Source organism: Flavobacterium lipolyticum, from assembly GCF_020905335.1.
Lineage (GTDB): Bacteria > Bacteroidota > Bacteroidia > Flavobacteriales > Flavobacteriaceae > Flavobacterium > Flavobacterium lipolyticum.
Window position 1 is genome coordinate 1,222,229 of record NZ_JAJJMN010000002.1, and the last position, 16,972, is coordinate 1,239,200.

General features: G+C 35.4%; 9 protein-coding genes. 1 reads left to right on the top strand and 8 read right to left on the bottom strand.

Annotated elements, in window-relative coordinates; all coding sequences use genetic code 11:
- Positions 1–122: 122 nt before the first annotated feature.
- The 8 genes from bglX to corA all read right to left on the bottom strand — a co-directional run bounded on the left by bglX (position 123) and on the right by corA (position 16,140).
- Positions 123–2,423, bottom strand: a complete 2,301-nt coding sequence (gene bglX / locus LNQ34_RS21675; protein WP_202702981.1) for a beta-glucosidase BglX — start codon at positions 2,421–2,423, stop codon at positions 123–125.
- A gap of 85 nt (positions 2,424–2,508) precedes the next feature.
- Entirely contained in the window at positions 2,509–3,876 is a 1,368-nt protein-coding gene (locus LNQ34_RS21680; RefSeq protein ID WP_230001199.1) for a glucoamylase family protein, read from the bottom strand.
- A 74-nt stretch (positions 3,877–3,950) separates the two neighbouring features.
- On the bottom strand, positions 3,951–5,411 hold the full coding sequence (locus tag LNQ34_RS21685; protein WP_202702983.1) for a RagB/SusD family nutrient uptake outer membrane protein: 1,461 nt from the start codon (positions 5,409–5,411) through the stop codon (positions 3,951–3,953).
- A 4-nt stretch (positions 5,412–5,415) separates the two neighbouring features.
- Positions 5,416–8,421: a SusC/RagA family TonB-linked outer membrane protein gene (locus tag LNQ34_RS21690; protein ID WP_202702984.1), complete on the bottom strand. Its 3,006-nt coding sequence runs from the start codon at positions 8,419–8,421 to the stop codon at positions 5,416–5,418.
- Between the two features lie 244 nt (positions 8,422–8,665).
- Positions 8,666–11,410 carry a helix-turn-helix and ligand-binding sensor domain-containing protein gene (locus LNQ34_RS21695; RefSeq protein ID WP_230001200.1) on the bottom strand — a complete coding sequence of 915 codons (2,745 nt, stop codon included), beginning with the start codon at positions 11,408–11,410 and terminating at the stop codon, positions 8,666–8,668.
- A gap of 101 nt (positions 11,411–11,511) precedes the next feature.
- Positions 11,512–12,696 carry an acetate/propionate family kinase gene (locus LNQ34_RS21700; protein WP_230001201.1) on the bottom strand — a complete coding sequence of 395 codons (1,185 nt, stop codon included), beginning with the start codon at positions 12,694–12,696 and terminating at the stop codon, positions 11,512–11,514.
- A 216-nt stretch (positions 12,697–12,912) separates the two neighbouring features.
- The gene (gene pta, locus LNQ34_RS21705; RefSeq protein WP_230001202.1) at positions 12,913–15,006 is read right to left on the bottom strand and encodes a phosphate acetyltransferase; all 2,094 of its coding nucleotides are present in this window, start codon (positions 15,004–15,006) and stop codon (positions 12,913–12,915) included.
- 60 nt (positions 15,007–15,066) lie between these two features.
- Positions 15,067–16,140, bottom strand: coding sequence for a magnesium/cobalt transporter CorA (corA, locus tag LNQ34_RS21710; protein ID WP_202702987.1), 1,074 nt, complete (start codon positions 16,138–16,140; stop codon positions 15,067–15,069).
- A gap of 146 nt (positions 16,141–16,286) precedes the next feature.
- Here corA and LNQ34_RS21715 point away from each other — a divergent pair, with 146 nt between their 5' ends.
- A complete protein-coding gene (locus LNQ34_RS21715) occupies positions 16,287–16,931 on the top strand; it encodes a carboxypeptidase-like regulatory domain-containing protein (protein WP_230001203.1) in 645 nt (214 codons plus the stop codon).
- The last annotated feature ends 41 nt before the right edge of the window (positions 16,932–16,972 follow it).

Here is a 16,972-nt window from a genome sequence, read left to right on the forward strand (position 1 = left end):
CTGTCTTAATTATATCCAAAAATATAGTCATTGACAATACAATTGAAAATAGTGATAAATATCTTAAAAAAAGCCCTTCGCTAACCAATTACGAAGGGCTAATTACTAATCAATAAACCAACTTAATTAGTTAATACAAAACTAACTTTCTTTTCGGCATTTGAATTTCCACCAACGAAAACCTCAAACTGTCCAGGTTCTGCCACAAATTGTAAAGCAGAGTTATAAAATTTTAAATCTTCCACTGTGATCTCGAATGTCACGGTTTGTTTTTCTCCTTTTTTAAGAGTTATTTTTTGGAAATTTTTAAGTTCTCTTACCGGTCTTGTTACCGACCCTACTACATCCCTAATGTACATTTGAACCGTTTCTTTTCCATCATAATTTCCTGTATTAGCAACATCTACCGTCACTTTTAGCTTTTCGCCTGAGTTCATTTTATCAGATGAAACCTTCAGATTTGAATACTCAAAAGTGGTATAACTTAACCCGAAACCAAATGGAAACAACGGCTCGTTTCTTTCGTCAATATAGTTCGATCTGAACTTTTCGAACTTACCTTCTGTGTTAACCAACGGTCTTCCTGTATTTTTATGTGCATAGTAAATTGGCAACTGACCAACACTTCTTGGAAAGGTTGATGTTAGTTTTCCGGAAGGGTTTACATCTCCAAACAAAACATCAGCAATAGCATAACCCGCTTCTGTACCTGCGAACCAAACATTTAAAATAGCCGGAACAGTTTCGTTCTCTTCCTTAATTACTAACGGACGACCATCAAACAATACTAAAACAACCGGTTTTCCTGTTTTTAGTAAGGCGTTTAATAAATCTTTTTGGGCCTGTGGAATTTCCAGATTGGTACGGCTGCTTGATTCACCGCTCATCTCTGCAGATTCTCCAAGTGCCGCAACAATTACGTCCGACTGATTGGCTACTTTTAAAGCTTCTGCCAGTAATTCTTCTTTTGAACGTCCGTCACGGTGTAACGTTTTACCAAACATGGTTGCTTTAGTCTCAAACTCTTCATCGTAATCTAAGTTGCTTCCTTTCGCATATAAAACTTTTGTTGATGCTCCTGCCACTTCTTTGATTCCTGTCAAAAGTGAGATTGCATTTTCCATTCTTGTAGCTACACTCCAGGTTCCCGGCATGTTTTCTTTGGCATCTGCCAAGGGTCCGATTAAAGCAATTGTTCCTGATTTTTTAAGTGGCAACAATTGATTTTGGTTTTTTAACAACACCAATGATTGTGCTGCTGTCGAACGCGCTTCTTTTCTGCTGTTTGCAGTGAAAATTTCTGTTTTTGCTCTATTAGCATCACAGTACTTATAAGGATCGCTAAATAAACCTAAATCGTATTTTGCTTCCAGAATAAGTTTAACCGCATTATCGATGGTTTCTATCGTTACTTTTTTCTCGTCTAACGATTTTTTCAAAGTTCCTAAGAAACCTTCACCCACCATGTCCATTTCAACACCTGCATTTAACGAAAGTGCTGAAACAGCTTGTAAATCTCCCATTCCGTGCTCGATCATTTCAGGAATCCCTGTAAAATCGGTAACCACGAAACCTTTAAAGCCCCATTGTTTTCTTAAAATATCTGTCATCAGCCATTTGTTTCCTGTTGCAGGAATTCCGTCAATCTCGTTGAAAGAAGCCATTACTGAACCTACACCTGCATCAACAGCAGCTTTGTAAGGGGGAAAATAATCGTTAAACATTCGGATATGACTCATATCAACCGTGTTGTAATCACGACCTGCCTCCGGTGCTCCGTATAAAGCAAAGTGTTTTACACAGGCCATAATCGAATTGTTTTTAGAAAGATCGTTTTGCTGGTAACCGTTTACCATTGCTTTTGCGATCTGGCTTCCCAAATACGGATCTTCTCCTGAACCTTCAGAAACTCTTCCCCAACGCGGATCACGAGAAACATCAACCATTGGAGAGAATGTCCAGTTGATACCATCTGCACTCGCTTCCTGAGCTGCAATTCTGGCACTTCTTTCGATCAGATTCATGTCCCAGGTACAAGATAATCCTAACGGAATCGGGAAAGTAGTTTCGTAACCGTGAATCACGTCCATTCCGAAAATCAATGGAATTTTCAGACGACTTTTTTCCACTGCAATTCGTTGCACTTCTCTAATTTTTTGAACAGATTTAATATTGAACAAACCTCCAACTTTACCTTCAGCAATTTTTTTCGCCACATCAGAACTGTTTGCCTGTCCTGTAGTAATATCTCCAGAGGTTGGTAAATTAAGCTGCCCTAATTTTTCATCCAGTGTCATCTTTGACAATAACTCTGCTACAAACTCCGATTTTGGTTTTATTTTTACTGTATTCTTAGTGTTCTTTTTCTGAGCATATCCCAGAACAGCACATCCTAAAAACAGTAAGACTAATTTGTTCTTCATTCTACTATATTTATTTGTTTGTGTTCGTTTTTTATTGGTTTAAATGCCCGGCCATAAAATGCTGGACTGTCATAAGCTCCTGTTACTAGAATCCGTACTTTCCGGATTTAAAACCAAGCTTAACCAAACCTTGTTTTACTTCGGGAGCATTCATGAATAATTTCCAAAGCAAACCGGTACGATAATTTTCAATCATTACGACTTCAGGTCCCTGGTCAATAGCCAGGTAACGTTTTGCAACCCAATTATTCTGTAGACTAAGCGCATCATAAAAGCCTGCCTCTCCAAAAGTTTCCTTTTTATGATTTTCGTATAAATTTCTAATTACAGCGATTGATTCTTTTGGTGTATACACAATTGAACTAATGGCTGCAGTTGGAGAGATAACTCCTTTATCGTTGCTTGGCATGTGAGCATCGTACCCAATAGATCCGTCAGGGTTTCTGGAATAAGATGCAGTTAAACCCCAATAATCGGCTCCGTATCCTTTAAATTTCCCCGGATTTTCAATGCAATACTGGTAGTCTATTTTTACCTGATTGACATTCAGATCCCAATAGTTGGCATACTTGTCTGTCAGCTGGTTCGGATCAAGTCCTACATACGAATAATGTGCCCAGAACAGTGGTCCGCCAAATTCCTCGGCTCCATTGTGTTTTAGAATTAGAGGAATATTGTATTTTGTTTTAGAAGAAACTATTCCGCCGCTTCTCGCCCAGCCTTCGTGATACGCTTTTGCATCGATCGCGTGTGTTGGCGAAGAGGCTGCCATGACATAGGTAATCAAACATTCGTTGTAACCTTCAAGAGCAAAATTCATTTGCCAGTTGTAAGTTGGTGACCAATGCCAGTACAAAACATTTTTATTATTAGTGTACCACTGCCAGTCTACTCCTTTCCAAAGTGCATCGTATTTTTGAGCTACCGCTTTTTCTTTCTCTGAACCGTCTTTTAGATATTCGCGAACGGTAATCATTCCTGCAACCAAAAATGATGTTTCGACTAAATCTCCACCATTATCTTTGGTTCCAAAAGGTTTTACTTTTCCTGTATTTCCATCTATCCAGTGCGACCATGCTCCATGAAAACGATCAGCTTTGCCTAAAAAATCAGCAATTTTATTCAGTCTTTCAACTCCTTTTTCTTTCGTTACATATCCTTGTGACATTCCGGAAACAATAGCCATCAATCCAAAACCGGAACCTCCTGTGGTTACGATATGTGCATCGTTTTCAGGGTAAATTCTATCCGGATGGTAACGTTCTCTTGCTAATCCTGAATTGGGCTCAGCATAATCCCAAAAATATTTAAACGTCTCTTTTTGAACCACAGCTAAAAGCTGATCGTCTGTTAATTTTACTGCAGATGATGAGGCCTTTTCTGTTTCTTTTTTTTCTTGTGCATTACAGCCCAAAAAAGTAAAAGCTAATAGTAAAACTGAAATTTTAACCATTATATTTTTTTTAATATCAGTGAATAAAAACCACTTCCTTCAAAAAAAAGAAGGAAGTGGTTTTAAAAAATTATTTAGTAACCTCCCGGATTTTGTTGCGAAAGTCCACCCGCTTCTCTTAAGAATGTAGTAGGAATTGGAAATAATTCATGTTTACCAACAACAAATGTTTTTCCGTCGGCAGCCATAGCAGCCTGAGCTTGTCCCGTTCTTACAAGATCAAACCATCTGTCATGCTCGAAAGCCATTTCTAATCTTCTTTCTTTCCAGATTGCTTTTCTAACATCTGTTTGAGAAGTAAAAGGAGTATCTCCTAAACCTGCTCTTTTACGAATCATATTCACTAAAGGAATTGCTGCTGATGTTTGTCCCAATTCATTCAAAGCTTCTGCCTTCATTAATAATACCTCAGCATATCTTAAATATCTAAGATTGGTATCTGTAAATTCCTGATTGTAGAAATCCGAAGAATAAGCTTTGTAATTGTACATTGGATTTGCGACAGTAGCCGGTACCGGTCTTCCATCGTATAAAACGGAACCTCTGAAAATAATCGTTGCTGCTCTTCTTACGTCGCCTGCTTCATAAGCATTTGCTAACCCCTGAGTAGGTGTATTGAAACCCCAACCCCATCCTCCTGCACCACGTGGTGCCTGAGAAACAGAGTAGTTTCCAATTCCAAAACCAGGGCTTGAAGTTGAACCAATTCCATTAATTTCAAAAATAGACTCAGGACCAAATTCTCCTGCTTTTTTATATTGTAGTGCATAATCAGCTACTAAAGAATATCCTGTTACTTTATCACAATTGTCAATTACTTTTTGCCAATTTTTTTGATATAAATTTACTTTTGCTAATAAAGCATAAGCAGACCCTTTAGAAACACGACTTTTGTCTTCTGCTGCGTAAGCTGATTTCTCCGGTAAATTTGTAATGGCATCATTCAAATCTTTCTCGATAAATGCGTAAACTTCAGCCGGTGTTTTACGGGTTAATTGCATAATTCTGTCACCCTCTGAACCCGGAATTGGCAAATGATCAATAATTGGAACCCCACCATAACCTTTTACTAAAGTGAAATACATAAAAGCTCTGAAAAACTTAGCTTCTCCTTCTAATCTTACTTTTAAAGCAGGTGTCACCTTATCCAATTTTGGAAAAATAGCCAAAGCCTGATTACATCTGTTTATTCCGGCATACTGAGCATCCCACGTAGACTGAAATGAAGGAGTCGAAGCATTATACGTTAAAGCATCAACAATATCCTTATCGCCACCGGTGTCTCCGGGATCAGAACCTTTATCAGCATCATCAGAGATAATACTTGAAACTGCATTCCATCCAAAAGAGGACATCTCCCAACCTAAAAACTGATTGTAAATTGCCGTTACAAAACCTGAAGCTCCTGCATCGTTATTGACCAATTCTACATCGGCAGGAATTGATTCTGTAGGATTTACATCTAAAAAATCATCTGCACATCCTGCAAAAAGCAATCCGGACAGTACAAACATTGATATATATATTCTTTTCATGATATTAAAATTTTAAATTAGCACCGATAACAAATGATCTCAATGACGGGTACGCATCTAACTCAACCCCCTGAGTGCCTTCAACTAACTTACCATCTGACACTACATCAGGTGAAAATCCTGAGTATTTTTGGCTGATAAATGGGTTAATTGCATTCACATAGATTCTGCAATAGTTAAAAAACAAATCCTCTTTCAATGGCAATTTGTATCCTAAGCTCATGTTGTTGATTCTAAAATAATCTGCCGATTCCAGGAAAAAAGTAGAGGCATAAGGAATCTCATTAGAAGGCACCGGATTTGAAGCCGTTGTGTTAGTTGGTGTCCAGAAATTGCGAGCCACGGATGCTTCTATATTTTCACCACCAAAACGTTGTGCTTTTTTTCCATTGTATACTTTTGCTCCTCCTGTTCCGTAACCGTCAACAGAAAAATCAAAGTTTTTATAATTTATCCCTAAAGTGATTCCGTAAGTTGAAGTTGGTAAAACCGTTCCAACATATTTTTTATCGGTTCTCTCGTTTAATGCCGTCTGAACTACTTTATCACCAGTAGCGGTATAGTACAACATTTTACCATTTGACGGATCAATACCAGCAAACTCATACATATAGAAGCTTCCTAAAGGTTGTCCTACTGAAGTATTATCCAGTATTTTAGTATTTTGTCCATTTCCTAAACTTCCTCCAAGAGTTGGAGCAATTTGAACGTTTTTAAGACTGGAAAGTTCATTTTTGTTGTGAGAAAAGTTTCCTCCAACCCAATAACTTAAATTATCGCTTATTTTATCGTCCCAACGCAAAGAAACTTCATATCCTTTGTTTGATACTTCTCCGATATGTGAATAAGTTGAAATATTGTATCCTGAAGTTGCGTAAGGTCTAACATTCAAAATGGTATTGGTTGTTTTTTTGTCATACAAATCAAAAGATCCTTTTAATCTGCTGTTAAACAATTCAAAATCTAAACCTCCAGAAAGTTCCTCTACTATTTCCCAAGATAAATTAGGATCTATTTGCGAATTAATTGTTATTCCTGAACCAAGTCCCGGTAAATCAACTCCTGAAGTAAAAACCTGAGTATTCAATGGTACATTCTGATTTCCTAATCTACCCCATGATCCTCTTAATTTTAATAAATTAAGTGTTTCAATATTACTTAAGAAACTTTCTTTTGATATAATCCAACCTAAACCAACTGATGGGAATGTTCCCCAACGTTTGTCTTCGGCAAACTGAGACGATCCGTCACGTCTTACAGTACCTGTAAGTAAATATCTGTCCATTAATTTGTACTGAAAACGAGCAAAATAAGAAGCTAATCTTCTCTGATTCAAAGCTTCATCTTTATAACCTGTTACTGAACTTGCAACATTAATATCTTTTAAAGACCAGTAGTTTGAATTTGGATTTACATTTTTTCGGTCAATCGTTAATTTTTCTCTGGTTCCTTGTACGTTGGCCTCTATACCGGCAGTAACTTCAACATCATGAATTTCTGCAAAAACTTTATTATAAGTCAGGTAATTAGATAAATTCCAGTTGAAATACTGATCTCTGCCTCTTGTCAAAGTATTTGTATTTAAACTTTTAGTATCGTAAGCAGATACTACACGAGTAGGATCTCCTGATAACCAAAGTCCTAAATTATCTACATAATTATATTGTTTGTAAGTAAAAAACTCCCCATTAAACTGAGAGGTAAATTTTAATGATTTGATAATATCATAATCCAACTTTAAACCTCCTTGTAAAATAACAGTCTCTTGTCTCTCATTTGTAAAATCCAACTGAGCCACCGGATTCGCAACATTATTGAAAGATGCTCCTGTTTCGGCAACCACTCCATTTGAAACAAATGGCACTCCATATTTCCCATTAGGATAACGTACAGGAACAAGAGGAGATTGTCTGTAAGCATTTGTAAAAGCGCTTAAAGGCATTGGAGTATTTTTGATGGTACTCACACTCATATTCTGAGTTAATCTAACTTTATCCGAAATTTTAAACTCATTATTATTTCGAATCGTAGTTCTACCATAATCAGATCGGTTCAGAATTCCTTTTTCTTCATAATTTCCAACACTAAAAAAGTACTTTACATTATCTGAAGACCCTGAAATGGCAATATTGTTTTGCGTATAAGATCCTGTTCTTGTAATTTCATCAAACCAATTGGTATTGTAAGGCTGATTGGCAGAAAATCTTCCTTGTGGAAAATCACCACTGTAAGCAATATTACTATAACGAACATATTCGTCACTATTTGCCATTCTAACCTTTTTCAAAGGAGTTCTAATTCCGGCAAAGCTTTCTACATCTACCGTAAGTTTTCCTTTTCCGGATTTCGTGGTGATCATAATTACACCATTTGCACCTCTTGTACCATAAATAGCTAAGGAAGAAGCATCTTTTAAAATCTCATACGATGTAATATCATTTGCATTAATGTTATTGATATTCTCCGTTGGCATACCATCTACTACATACAAAGGATTCTTTCCTCCCAAAGCACTACCGGCTCCTCTAATAATTACAGAAGGTGTACTTCCCGGTGCATCTGAAGCAGATACCTGAACCCCTGCCGCCTTACCTTGTATGGCCTGAGAAGCATTTAGTACCTTCATTTTTGTAATCTCTTCAGATTTAATAGAGCTTATCGCTGAAGTATTATCAATTTTCTTTCTTGTTCCGTATCCAATTACAACTACATCTTTTAATACAGTATCACCTGATTCTTTTAAAGTAATAGTCATTGGTGCGGAAGTTGCTGCCACAGAAATAGGATCAAAGCCCAACATCGAGATTTTTAGTATCTCTCCCACTTTGGCATTTATGGCAAAATTTCCGTCGAAATCAGCATCAGCAGAAACTCTTGAGTTTGAAGCAGCAATAATTGCTCCGGGAACTCCCATTCCATTACTGTCTACTACTTTTCCTTTAATTGCTTGTCCAGACATATAAGCCGGCAATAGCAAAAGCGCTAAAAAGCTAAAAATAAAATTTTTCATACAGTTCGTAATCGTTTAAGTTAGTAGAGCCAAATTAAACAATTACAACGTTGTAGTACATCAAATACCACTACTACATAGCTACATCATTATGTTAAAAACAGAATATAAAAGTTTAAATTTCAGCATGTTAAATGTTAATTTTATTTTATTAACATAACGTTATGATGTAGTAATGATGTATTAGAATTATACAATAAAAGAAGTAGAAAAATATAAGATATTTAAAAAAATAATCTCAATCTTACAGACTTAATAAAAACTTTGAGAGGTTTTCATCCTGAGTAAGCCCTAATTTCTTTCTCAAACGATATCTGTGCAATTCTACGCCCCTAAAAGAGATGTTCATCATAGGTGCAATTTCCTTGGAAGAAAGATTCATTTTGAGGTAAACACACAGTTTTATATCCTTAGGAGTTAAGTTTGGAAACTTTTTAGAAAGGTTAATGATAAATTCATTGTGAATCTGATTCAGATTGGTTTCAAAAATCTCCCATTCGTGTTTGTTCACCTCATTGATTTTAATTGCTTTTTTGATTTCACTCTTCAGTTTATTGAAGTCTTTTTCAGAATTCAAAATGTTCTGAATGTTATCAATCATTTCACTTTGCTTGGCAATGGACAATGATTTTCCGGCAACTTCTGAGGATTTTGTTTGCAGTTCCAGTTCTAAAATGTGTTTTTCATACTCCTGAACATTCAATTCATTCTCCGCTTTCAATTCCATTTCCAGAATTTCACGCTGATGTTTTAACTCTTCAGCTTGCAGCTTCAATTTTTGCATATAGCGTAGCTTGTTCCATTTGTAATAGAAAAACAAAACCGCTCCTACTACAAGCAGATACAGTAAAATCATCCAGAATGAAAAATACCAGGGTTCAGCCACTTTAAAATCAAAGTCCGTTACTTCTTCGTAACTCGCACCATCATGTTTGTAAACCACTATAGCATGTGAACCACTGCTTAAATTGTTCAATACAATCAGTCCGTCTGAAATTGGCAGGAAATCGCCATTTTTATTGATTTTATAAAACAAATTAGGCTTACTTGCCCCGTAAATTCCCGAAATTACATTTATTCTTATCTCAGTGTTGTATTTGATCTTATCTTCATTTGATATAAGATTTCCATCATTAAAAGCTTCTATTTTTACATGAGCATTTTGCTTGTTTTCATAAGTGAGCTGAAGCGATATAAATCCATCATCAAGATTGAGTAAATAGTGGTTCTGAGTTTTGAAAATCCTCAGATTATCATTGATCAGGGTACCTTTATAATATTTCTCCTGAATAATGTTCCAAATGAATTTATTACCCTTCGCATATATATGATACAAAATTCCATTCTGCAGCACTACAAAATGATCTTCATCAATTGAAACGACATCACTTATGTTCTTAAAATTAGAATTAAACAGTTCATTTTCTTCAAGACTGCCGCTAATCGAATTATAGGTATACCAAACATTATTGATTAGGAAAAGGATTTCATTTCTAAATTCAAAAATCTTTACACCAAAATCATTCTTAATTTTGCTCTGCTGTGTTATATTTTCAACTTTTTTAGTCTTATAGTTATCATCGTACAATACCCGATACAATCCGCGGTAATTATCTGCAGCCCAGATTTCATTTTTCTGATTCTGAGCAACATACTTTATAGGTTTTGAAAGATCATTAATAACTTTGTTCTCAGTAGGTACTGCGATATCATTGTAAGCCACAACACCGCTGTAAGTCGATTGAAAATAAGTATTATTGATACTGCTTTTTGTCAAGTTCCATCCTCCGCTTCTGTTATTGATTTTAACCAGTGAACCATTTTCGTAACAAAAAGTTCCATCATTATGACCTATAATATATTTGGTCCCAATTTTACTAATATTCCAGGCCTGCCCCTGTGTATTGGGCAACATATTAAACTTACCGGAAACAAATTCGAAAACTCCGTGATTTGAAGCAATCAGATATCCCTTATCAATAGCTGCGACAGAATAAACAGAACCCAGTAGTCCTGAATTATCATAAAAGAAAGAAATCGGAGAGTTGATTTCGACATGCGTAATACCATTATCCAAACCAAGCCATAAATCGTTCTCTTTATCGAAACCGATACTTAATACCGAATTATTCATTAAGACATTATTCCGGTTGATGTTTTTATAGGTATTCGTTTGAAAGTCGTAAATAAAAACACCTCTGTTCCCGGTTCCTACTACCAGTTTATTTCCTTTAATAAACTTAGCAACATTAATCGTTGCCGATTTTAAAACTTCATTCAACGGATTATTCCAGGGTTTTAAACCTCCTTTTTCTACAATAAAAATTCCTTTTTTCTGTGTAAAAATAAAGGTCTCGTTCTTGTACTTTTCAATAGCGTGAACTACGGTCTTTTTTAAAATATTCCAACCTTTCGGATTGGCTATTTTTGAACCGTCCATTCGAAAAAGACCTTTTGCAACTGAAGCAACATAGACATCATTATCCACTACAAAGCAATAGGATATTAGAAAAGGGAATTTGATTTTCTTAATGTGTTTTCCATCATAAATAAAAACATCATTAAAAGACTGGAAATAGACGGAACCTTTAAACTTGAAAATTTTCCAAATCTCTTCATTGTCCTTTTCGTCAAACAAACGCAGTTTTTTAGTGATGGAAACGTAATGCATCTTTCCCTCTTTTCGGTACCAGTAACCAAACTCTTTATACGAGCCTGAATAGATCTTATCGCCTTCGATCATGATCGAACGGATGATCGTTTTATTCGGTAAGGTGTACTTTTCCCAAATGACACCATCATAACGCAATAAATAGTGATTATTGGCAAAATACATGGCATCGTCATTGCCCTGAACCACATTCCAAATTTGATTGTCACCTTGGTAATCAGATTTATTATAATTTTCTACGAATGGAAGTAATTCTTGTGCCTGGATTTGAAAAGCAATGAAAAAGAAGAATATAAATTTAGGAAGTATCGATTTCAAAATATTCGGTTTTATCTTCAAAGATACTGACAAATATTGAATCTGATGGCATAAAAAAAGCTCCTCAACAGAGAAGCTTTCCATATAATAGTAAGTCTATTCTAGCTTTGAAGCAGCTGATAAACCTGATGAGCAATTTCGTATTCTTCATCTGTAGGGATTACCAAAATTTTTGCTTTTGAATTTGGTACATTAATCTCTCTGATTTCTTTAGAACGAATCTGATTCTTTTCATCATCCAGTTCAATTCCAAAATAATCCATATCAGTACAAACCAGCTTGCGCATATAAGAAGAGTTCTCTCCAATTCCCGCAGTGAAAATAATTGCATCCAAACCGTTTAGAGCTGCCGCGTACGAACCAATCGTTTTTTGAATTCTATAGGCATTCATTAACAGCGCCAATTGACAGTCTTTATTTCCTTTTTCAGCTTCGGCTTCAATGTCGCGCAAATCGCTGTAGCCTGTAAGTCCAAGCATACCACTTTGTTTCAATAAAATTGAATTTACTTCGTCTGCCGAATACCCAAGATTCTTAACCATATAAAAAATAACCGACTGATCAATATCTCCTGAACGAGTTCCCATGATAAGACCGTTTGAAGGAGAGAATCCCATGGTATGATCAATACTTTTCCCGTCTTTTATAGCGGTCATACTGCAGCCATTTCCTAAGTGAATGGTGATTATTTTAGAATTCTTTTCTAAATAATCAATTGCTTTTGCAGAAACGTATTTATGACTGGTTCCGTGAAAACCATAAACACGCACTTTATGCTCTGTTAAAAGATAATTTGGAATGGCAAACTTATAAGCTACTTCTGGCATCGTTTGATGGAATGCAGTATCAAAAACTGCAATTTGCTCTGCATCACTAAAAATTTCTTCTGCGACATTAATTCCTTCTAAATTAGCAGGATTATGCAATGGTGCCAGTTCAAAAAGTTCTTTGATTTTTAATTTTACCGCTTCATCAATTTTCACTGTATCGCTAAAGGCACTTCCTCCGTGTACCACGCGATGACCCACCGCCGCAATCTCCGAGGTCGATTTAATCACTCCCTTTTCGGCATCTAAAAGCATATTGGCTACTTTTTGTAAACCAACCTTATGATTAGCAATCGGTAGTGTTTCTTCAATGGTATCTGACAGGGTTTTGAAAATTACATTTGAAGTTTCCAATCCAATTCTGTCAATCATACCGGTACAAATTACCTCGTTTGTAGGCATAACCATTAATTGATATTTGATTGAAGAACTTCCTGAGTTTATGATAAGTATTTTCATTTTTTTTTAAGATTCTAAGAGATTGAGTCTCTAAGTTGCTAAGTTTTTTATTGTTTTTTTGTTTCAGGTTTCAGGTTGTACAAACTAACGTTTGAAACGATTATTTTTTTTACGCTGATTAAACGGATTCGCTATCGCGAAGACACGGATAAAACGGATTTTTTGAATACCTCATACTTTAAAATGCATAATTAATAATTCATAATTAACAATTAATTAAAGTCCTTGTGCCTGAATAGCCGTGATTACTACTGTGTTAATAATATCATCTACGGTACAGCCACGGCTTAAATCGTTTACCGGTTTGTTTAACCCCTGTAACATAGGGCCGATAGCCAAAGCACCGGTTTCACGCTGGACTGCTTTATAGGTATTGTTTCCTGTATTTAAATCCGGAAAAATAAGCACACTCGCCTGCCCTGCTACTTCAGAGTCCGGCATTTTACTTTTTCCGACAGCACGATCTACAGCGGCATCGTATTGAATTGGTCCTTCAATTTTTAAATCAGGACGTTTTTGTTTTACGATTTCAGTTGCGGTTCTTACTTTATCTACTTCATCCCCTTTTCCGGAAGAACCGGAAGAATAAGAAAGCATGGCTATTTTAGGCTCAATTCCGAACGCTGAGCTTGATTCTGCCGATGAAATGGCAATTTCTGCCAATTGTTCTGCTGTTGGGTTTGGATTAATGGCACAGTCTCCAAAAACAGAAACTCTGTCTTCTAAACACATAAAAAATACAGACGACACTACAGATGAATTGGGCTTGGTTTTAATGAATTGCAAAGCGGGTAAAATGGTATGCTGCGTGGTATGAGCAGCACCTGAAACCATTCCGTCCGCATGTCCTTTATACACCATCATCGTTCCAAAATAAGAAACGTCTTCCATTAAATCCCTTGCGGTAGTAATGCTGATATTCTTGGCTTTACGAAGTTCATAATAAGTGTTAGCATAATCTTCATAAAGCTCTGATTCAATAGGGTTAATGATAGTGATTTTAGAAAAATCCAATGTAATTCCCAATTCATTGACCTTCCCTTCAATTTGTTTTTTATCGCCAATGATCGTAATATCGACAACGTCCATCGACAACAATCTCGAAGCGGCGATGATAATTCTCTCGTCGTTTCCTTCCGGTAAAACAATATGTTTTCGGTGCTGTCTGGCTCTCTTAACCATGTTGTACTGAAACATTTTTGGTGTCATTCCTTCTGCTTCAAATGTGATTAACCTTTCAGATAAATCATCCATGGCAACATACTTTTCGAAAGTACTGATTGAAGTTTCTATTTTATGGGTATTATTGGCGTAGATTTCTGATCTGATGGATCCAATTTTGTTCGTGATGCCATAAGTTCCGCCATCAACTGCTATAATAGGTACGATGGATGAAAGACCTTCTATAAGTTTTAAAATACTTTCTTCAGGAACTATATTTCCCGTTAGAATAATTCCGGATATGGTTGGATAATTGGCCGATTCGTTGGCTTGTAAAGCTCCCAGAATAATATCCGAACGGTCACCGGGAGTAATCACCAATGCATTATCATGCAAATGGACCAGATAATTGTGTAATTGCATTGCTCCAACACTAAAATGCCCGATTTCATTATTCAGATAAGCACCTCCAAACAGTACTTTGGCATCAAGCTGATTGACTATTTCCTGCATCGTTGGATTGTTCAAACTTGAAATCAGCGGAATGGTATTGATAAGCACATTCGCCGGCAAACTTTTTTGCAATCCTAGTGTCACCAATTCTATGTTTTCAGGCTGTACTTTATTGGCAATAACCGATAAAACCTCAACTTCTTTCACTTTAAAGGAATCATAAACTAAATAAAGGCTGTCTACTAATTCTTCTAAAGTTTTACCAACTCCGGATCCGATAATAATAGTAGGAATCCCAAGGTTTTTAGCGATCAAAACATTCAAATCAAGTTCGATTGAAGTTCCTTCTCCGGTAAAGCTTGTTCCTTCTACCAGGACAAAGTCAAAACGCTCTTCAAGCTTCTTATATTTCTCAATAATCAAATCGAGAACTTCTCCTATTTTTCCTTTATTCTTTTTCTTGATTAGTTTGCTTTTGGTGATCGCAAAGGCATCTTCAAATTTAATATCCAGATTAAAATGTGACAGTACTGTTTCGATATGATTGTCTAACTCGCCATCTACAAAATCCTCCACAATAGGCCTGAAATAACCTACTTTAGCCGTTTTTCCAATCAAAATACTCATCAAACCAAGTGTTACAATTGATTTTCCGCTGTTTTGATCGCTCGTAGCTATATATATTGCTTTACTCATAATTTATGTATTAACTCAACAAATGTCGTATATAATCTATTTTCTAAAGATAAATAAACGTTAAAACCAACGTCTTTTTTTAAAATAAATAATTAAGGCTATGACCAATAAAAACATACTTGCCATTACAATGAAATAGCCGTTTCTCTCCTTTAATTCCGGCATATATTCAAAATTCATCCCATATACTCCAACAATAAAAGTGAGCGGAATAAATATGGCTGAAATGATGGTCAGGGTCTTCATAATCTCATTCATTTTTCGGCTTTGCTCCGAAAAATAGAAATTGGAAGCGCTTTCTAAAGAACTCATATCAGACTCAATCTGCTCCAGAAGTTCTAAACTTTTCTGATGCAGTCTAATGAAAAAATTAAAGGTTTCCTTCTGAATAAGGCCATTATTTTCATCATCATCTTTAATGGTCTTCAAATAATAAAGCGAATCACGAAGCGGAGTGATGGAACGTTTTAAAAAATTAAAATTATCGCGATGATTTTCAATTTTTTCCAGAATAATCGGATCTGCTCCTTTTTTGGTTAAATCTATAAGTTCTTCAATATTATCTTCTTCATCTTCGATTGTAATATAAAAGTTTTCCATTACGGCATCAAGCAACAAATAAAGCAGATAGTCTACTTTTTTAGTTCTTACAATTCCGGCATGGGTACGAAGGCGTTCGCGTATGTGTGTAAAGAAGTCACTTCTTTTTTCCTGGAAAGAAATCAATATTCCGTCTTTTAAAATAAAACTGAGCTGCTCGACCTTAAGACCGTCTGAGTATTCTGAAGGCAACAACGATTTTATGTTGAAAAACAAAACCTCTTTTTGTTCCTCAAGTTTGGTTCTTTTGGTCGTATTTAAAATATCAGCCAGTAAAAAATCATCTACTTTAAAATGATCCCCGATTGTTTTAATAAGAGCGATATCATTTAATCCGTGAATATTCAACCAATTGTTTTTAGTATAATCAAAACATGAATTTATGGCCAAAACCGTAAATTTCTCGTATTCAACAACATCAGTATCATTATAAACAAAAAGCTGCATTTCTGTTTCATGGCTTTTATGTGTGCCTGTGTACTCCAGACTTGTATGCTGCAACTTTCTGCCTTTCTTGTATTTTATCTTTCTCATTCAAAAATGATTTACAAAGTAATATTACGAAAAAGAATCTGAATGGGAAATGACAAATGTCATTTTGATCAGAAGACAATGTTAAGATATTCATAATAATAATTACTTTTATAAACAGCAATCTGTCTATAAAATATAAAGCCAAAATGACCCGAAAAATAACCATTTCAATACCAAAACCTTGTCATGAAAACTGGCATGAAATGTCTCCAACTGAAAAAGGTAAGTTTTGCAGCAACTGTCAAAAAAATGTAATTGATTTTACAAAATCTTCTAACAGAGAAATTCTTCTTGCTTATAATAAAAATGAAAATTTATGCGGTCGATTCATCGTATCGCAATTGAACAGGGATATGATTATTCCCAAAGAAAAAAGATCTGTGTGGATGGTCGCAGCAGCATCAATAATTGCATTTTTAGGATTAGGAAATCAAACAATCAAAGCACAAGAAAAATCAAAAACAGAACAAACAGACCGTAAACAACTCAAAGACAGCATAAAGTCAAAATCTAAAAAAGACTTTGTAACCTATACAGGAACTTTATATGATTCTCAAGATAATCCATTACCCGGGGTTAATGTTAAAGTAAAGCAAACTAAAGTTGAAACCAAAACTAATTTTGACGGAGAATTTACAATAAAAGCAAAAAAAGGGTACATTTTAATATTCCAACATGAAAATTTCTTAACCACCGAATTTAAACTTAATAACGATATTAAAATTAAACCGAAAATGAGAGATTATTTTCTTACCGGAGATGTGGTTCTGACAGAAACAGAAGATGATTAAATATCATTTTACTAATTATAATCCATAAAAAAACCGGATCA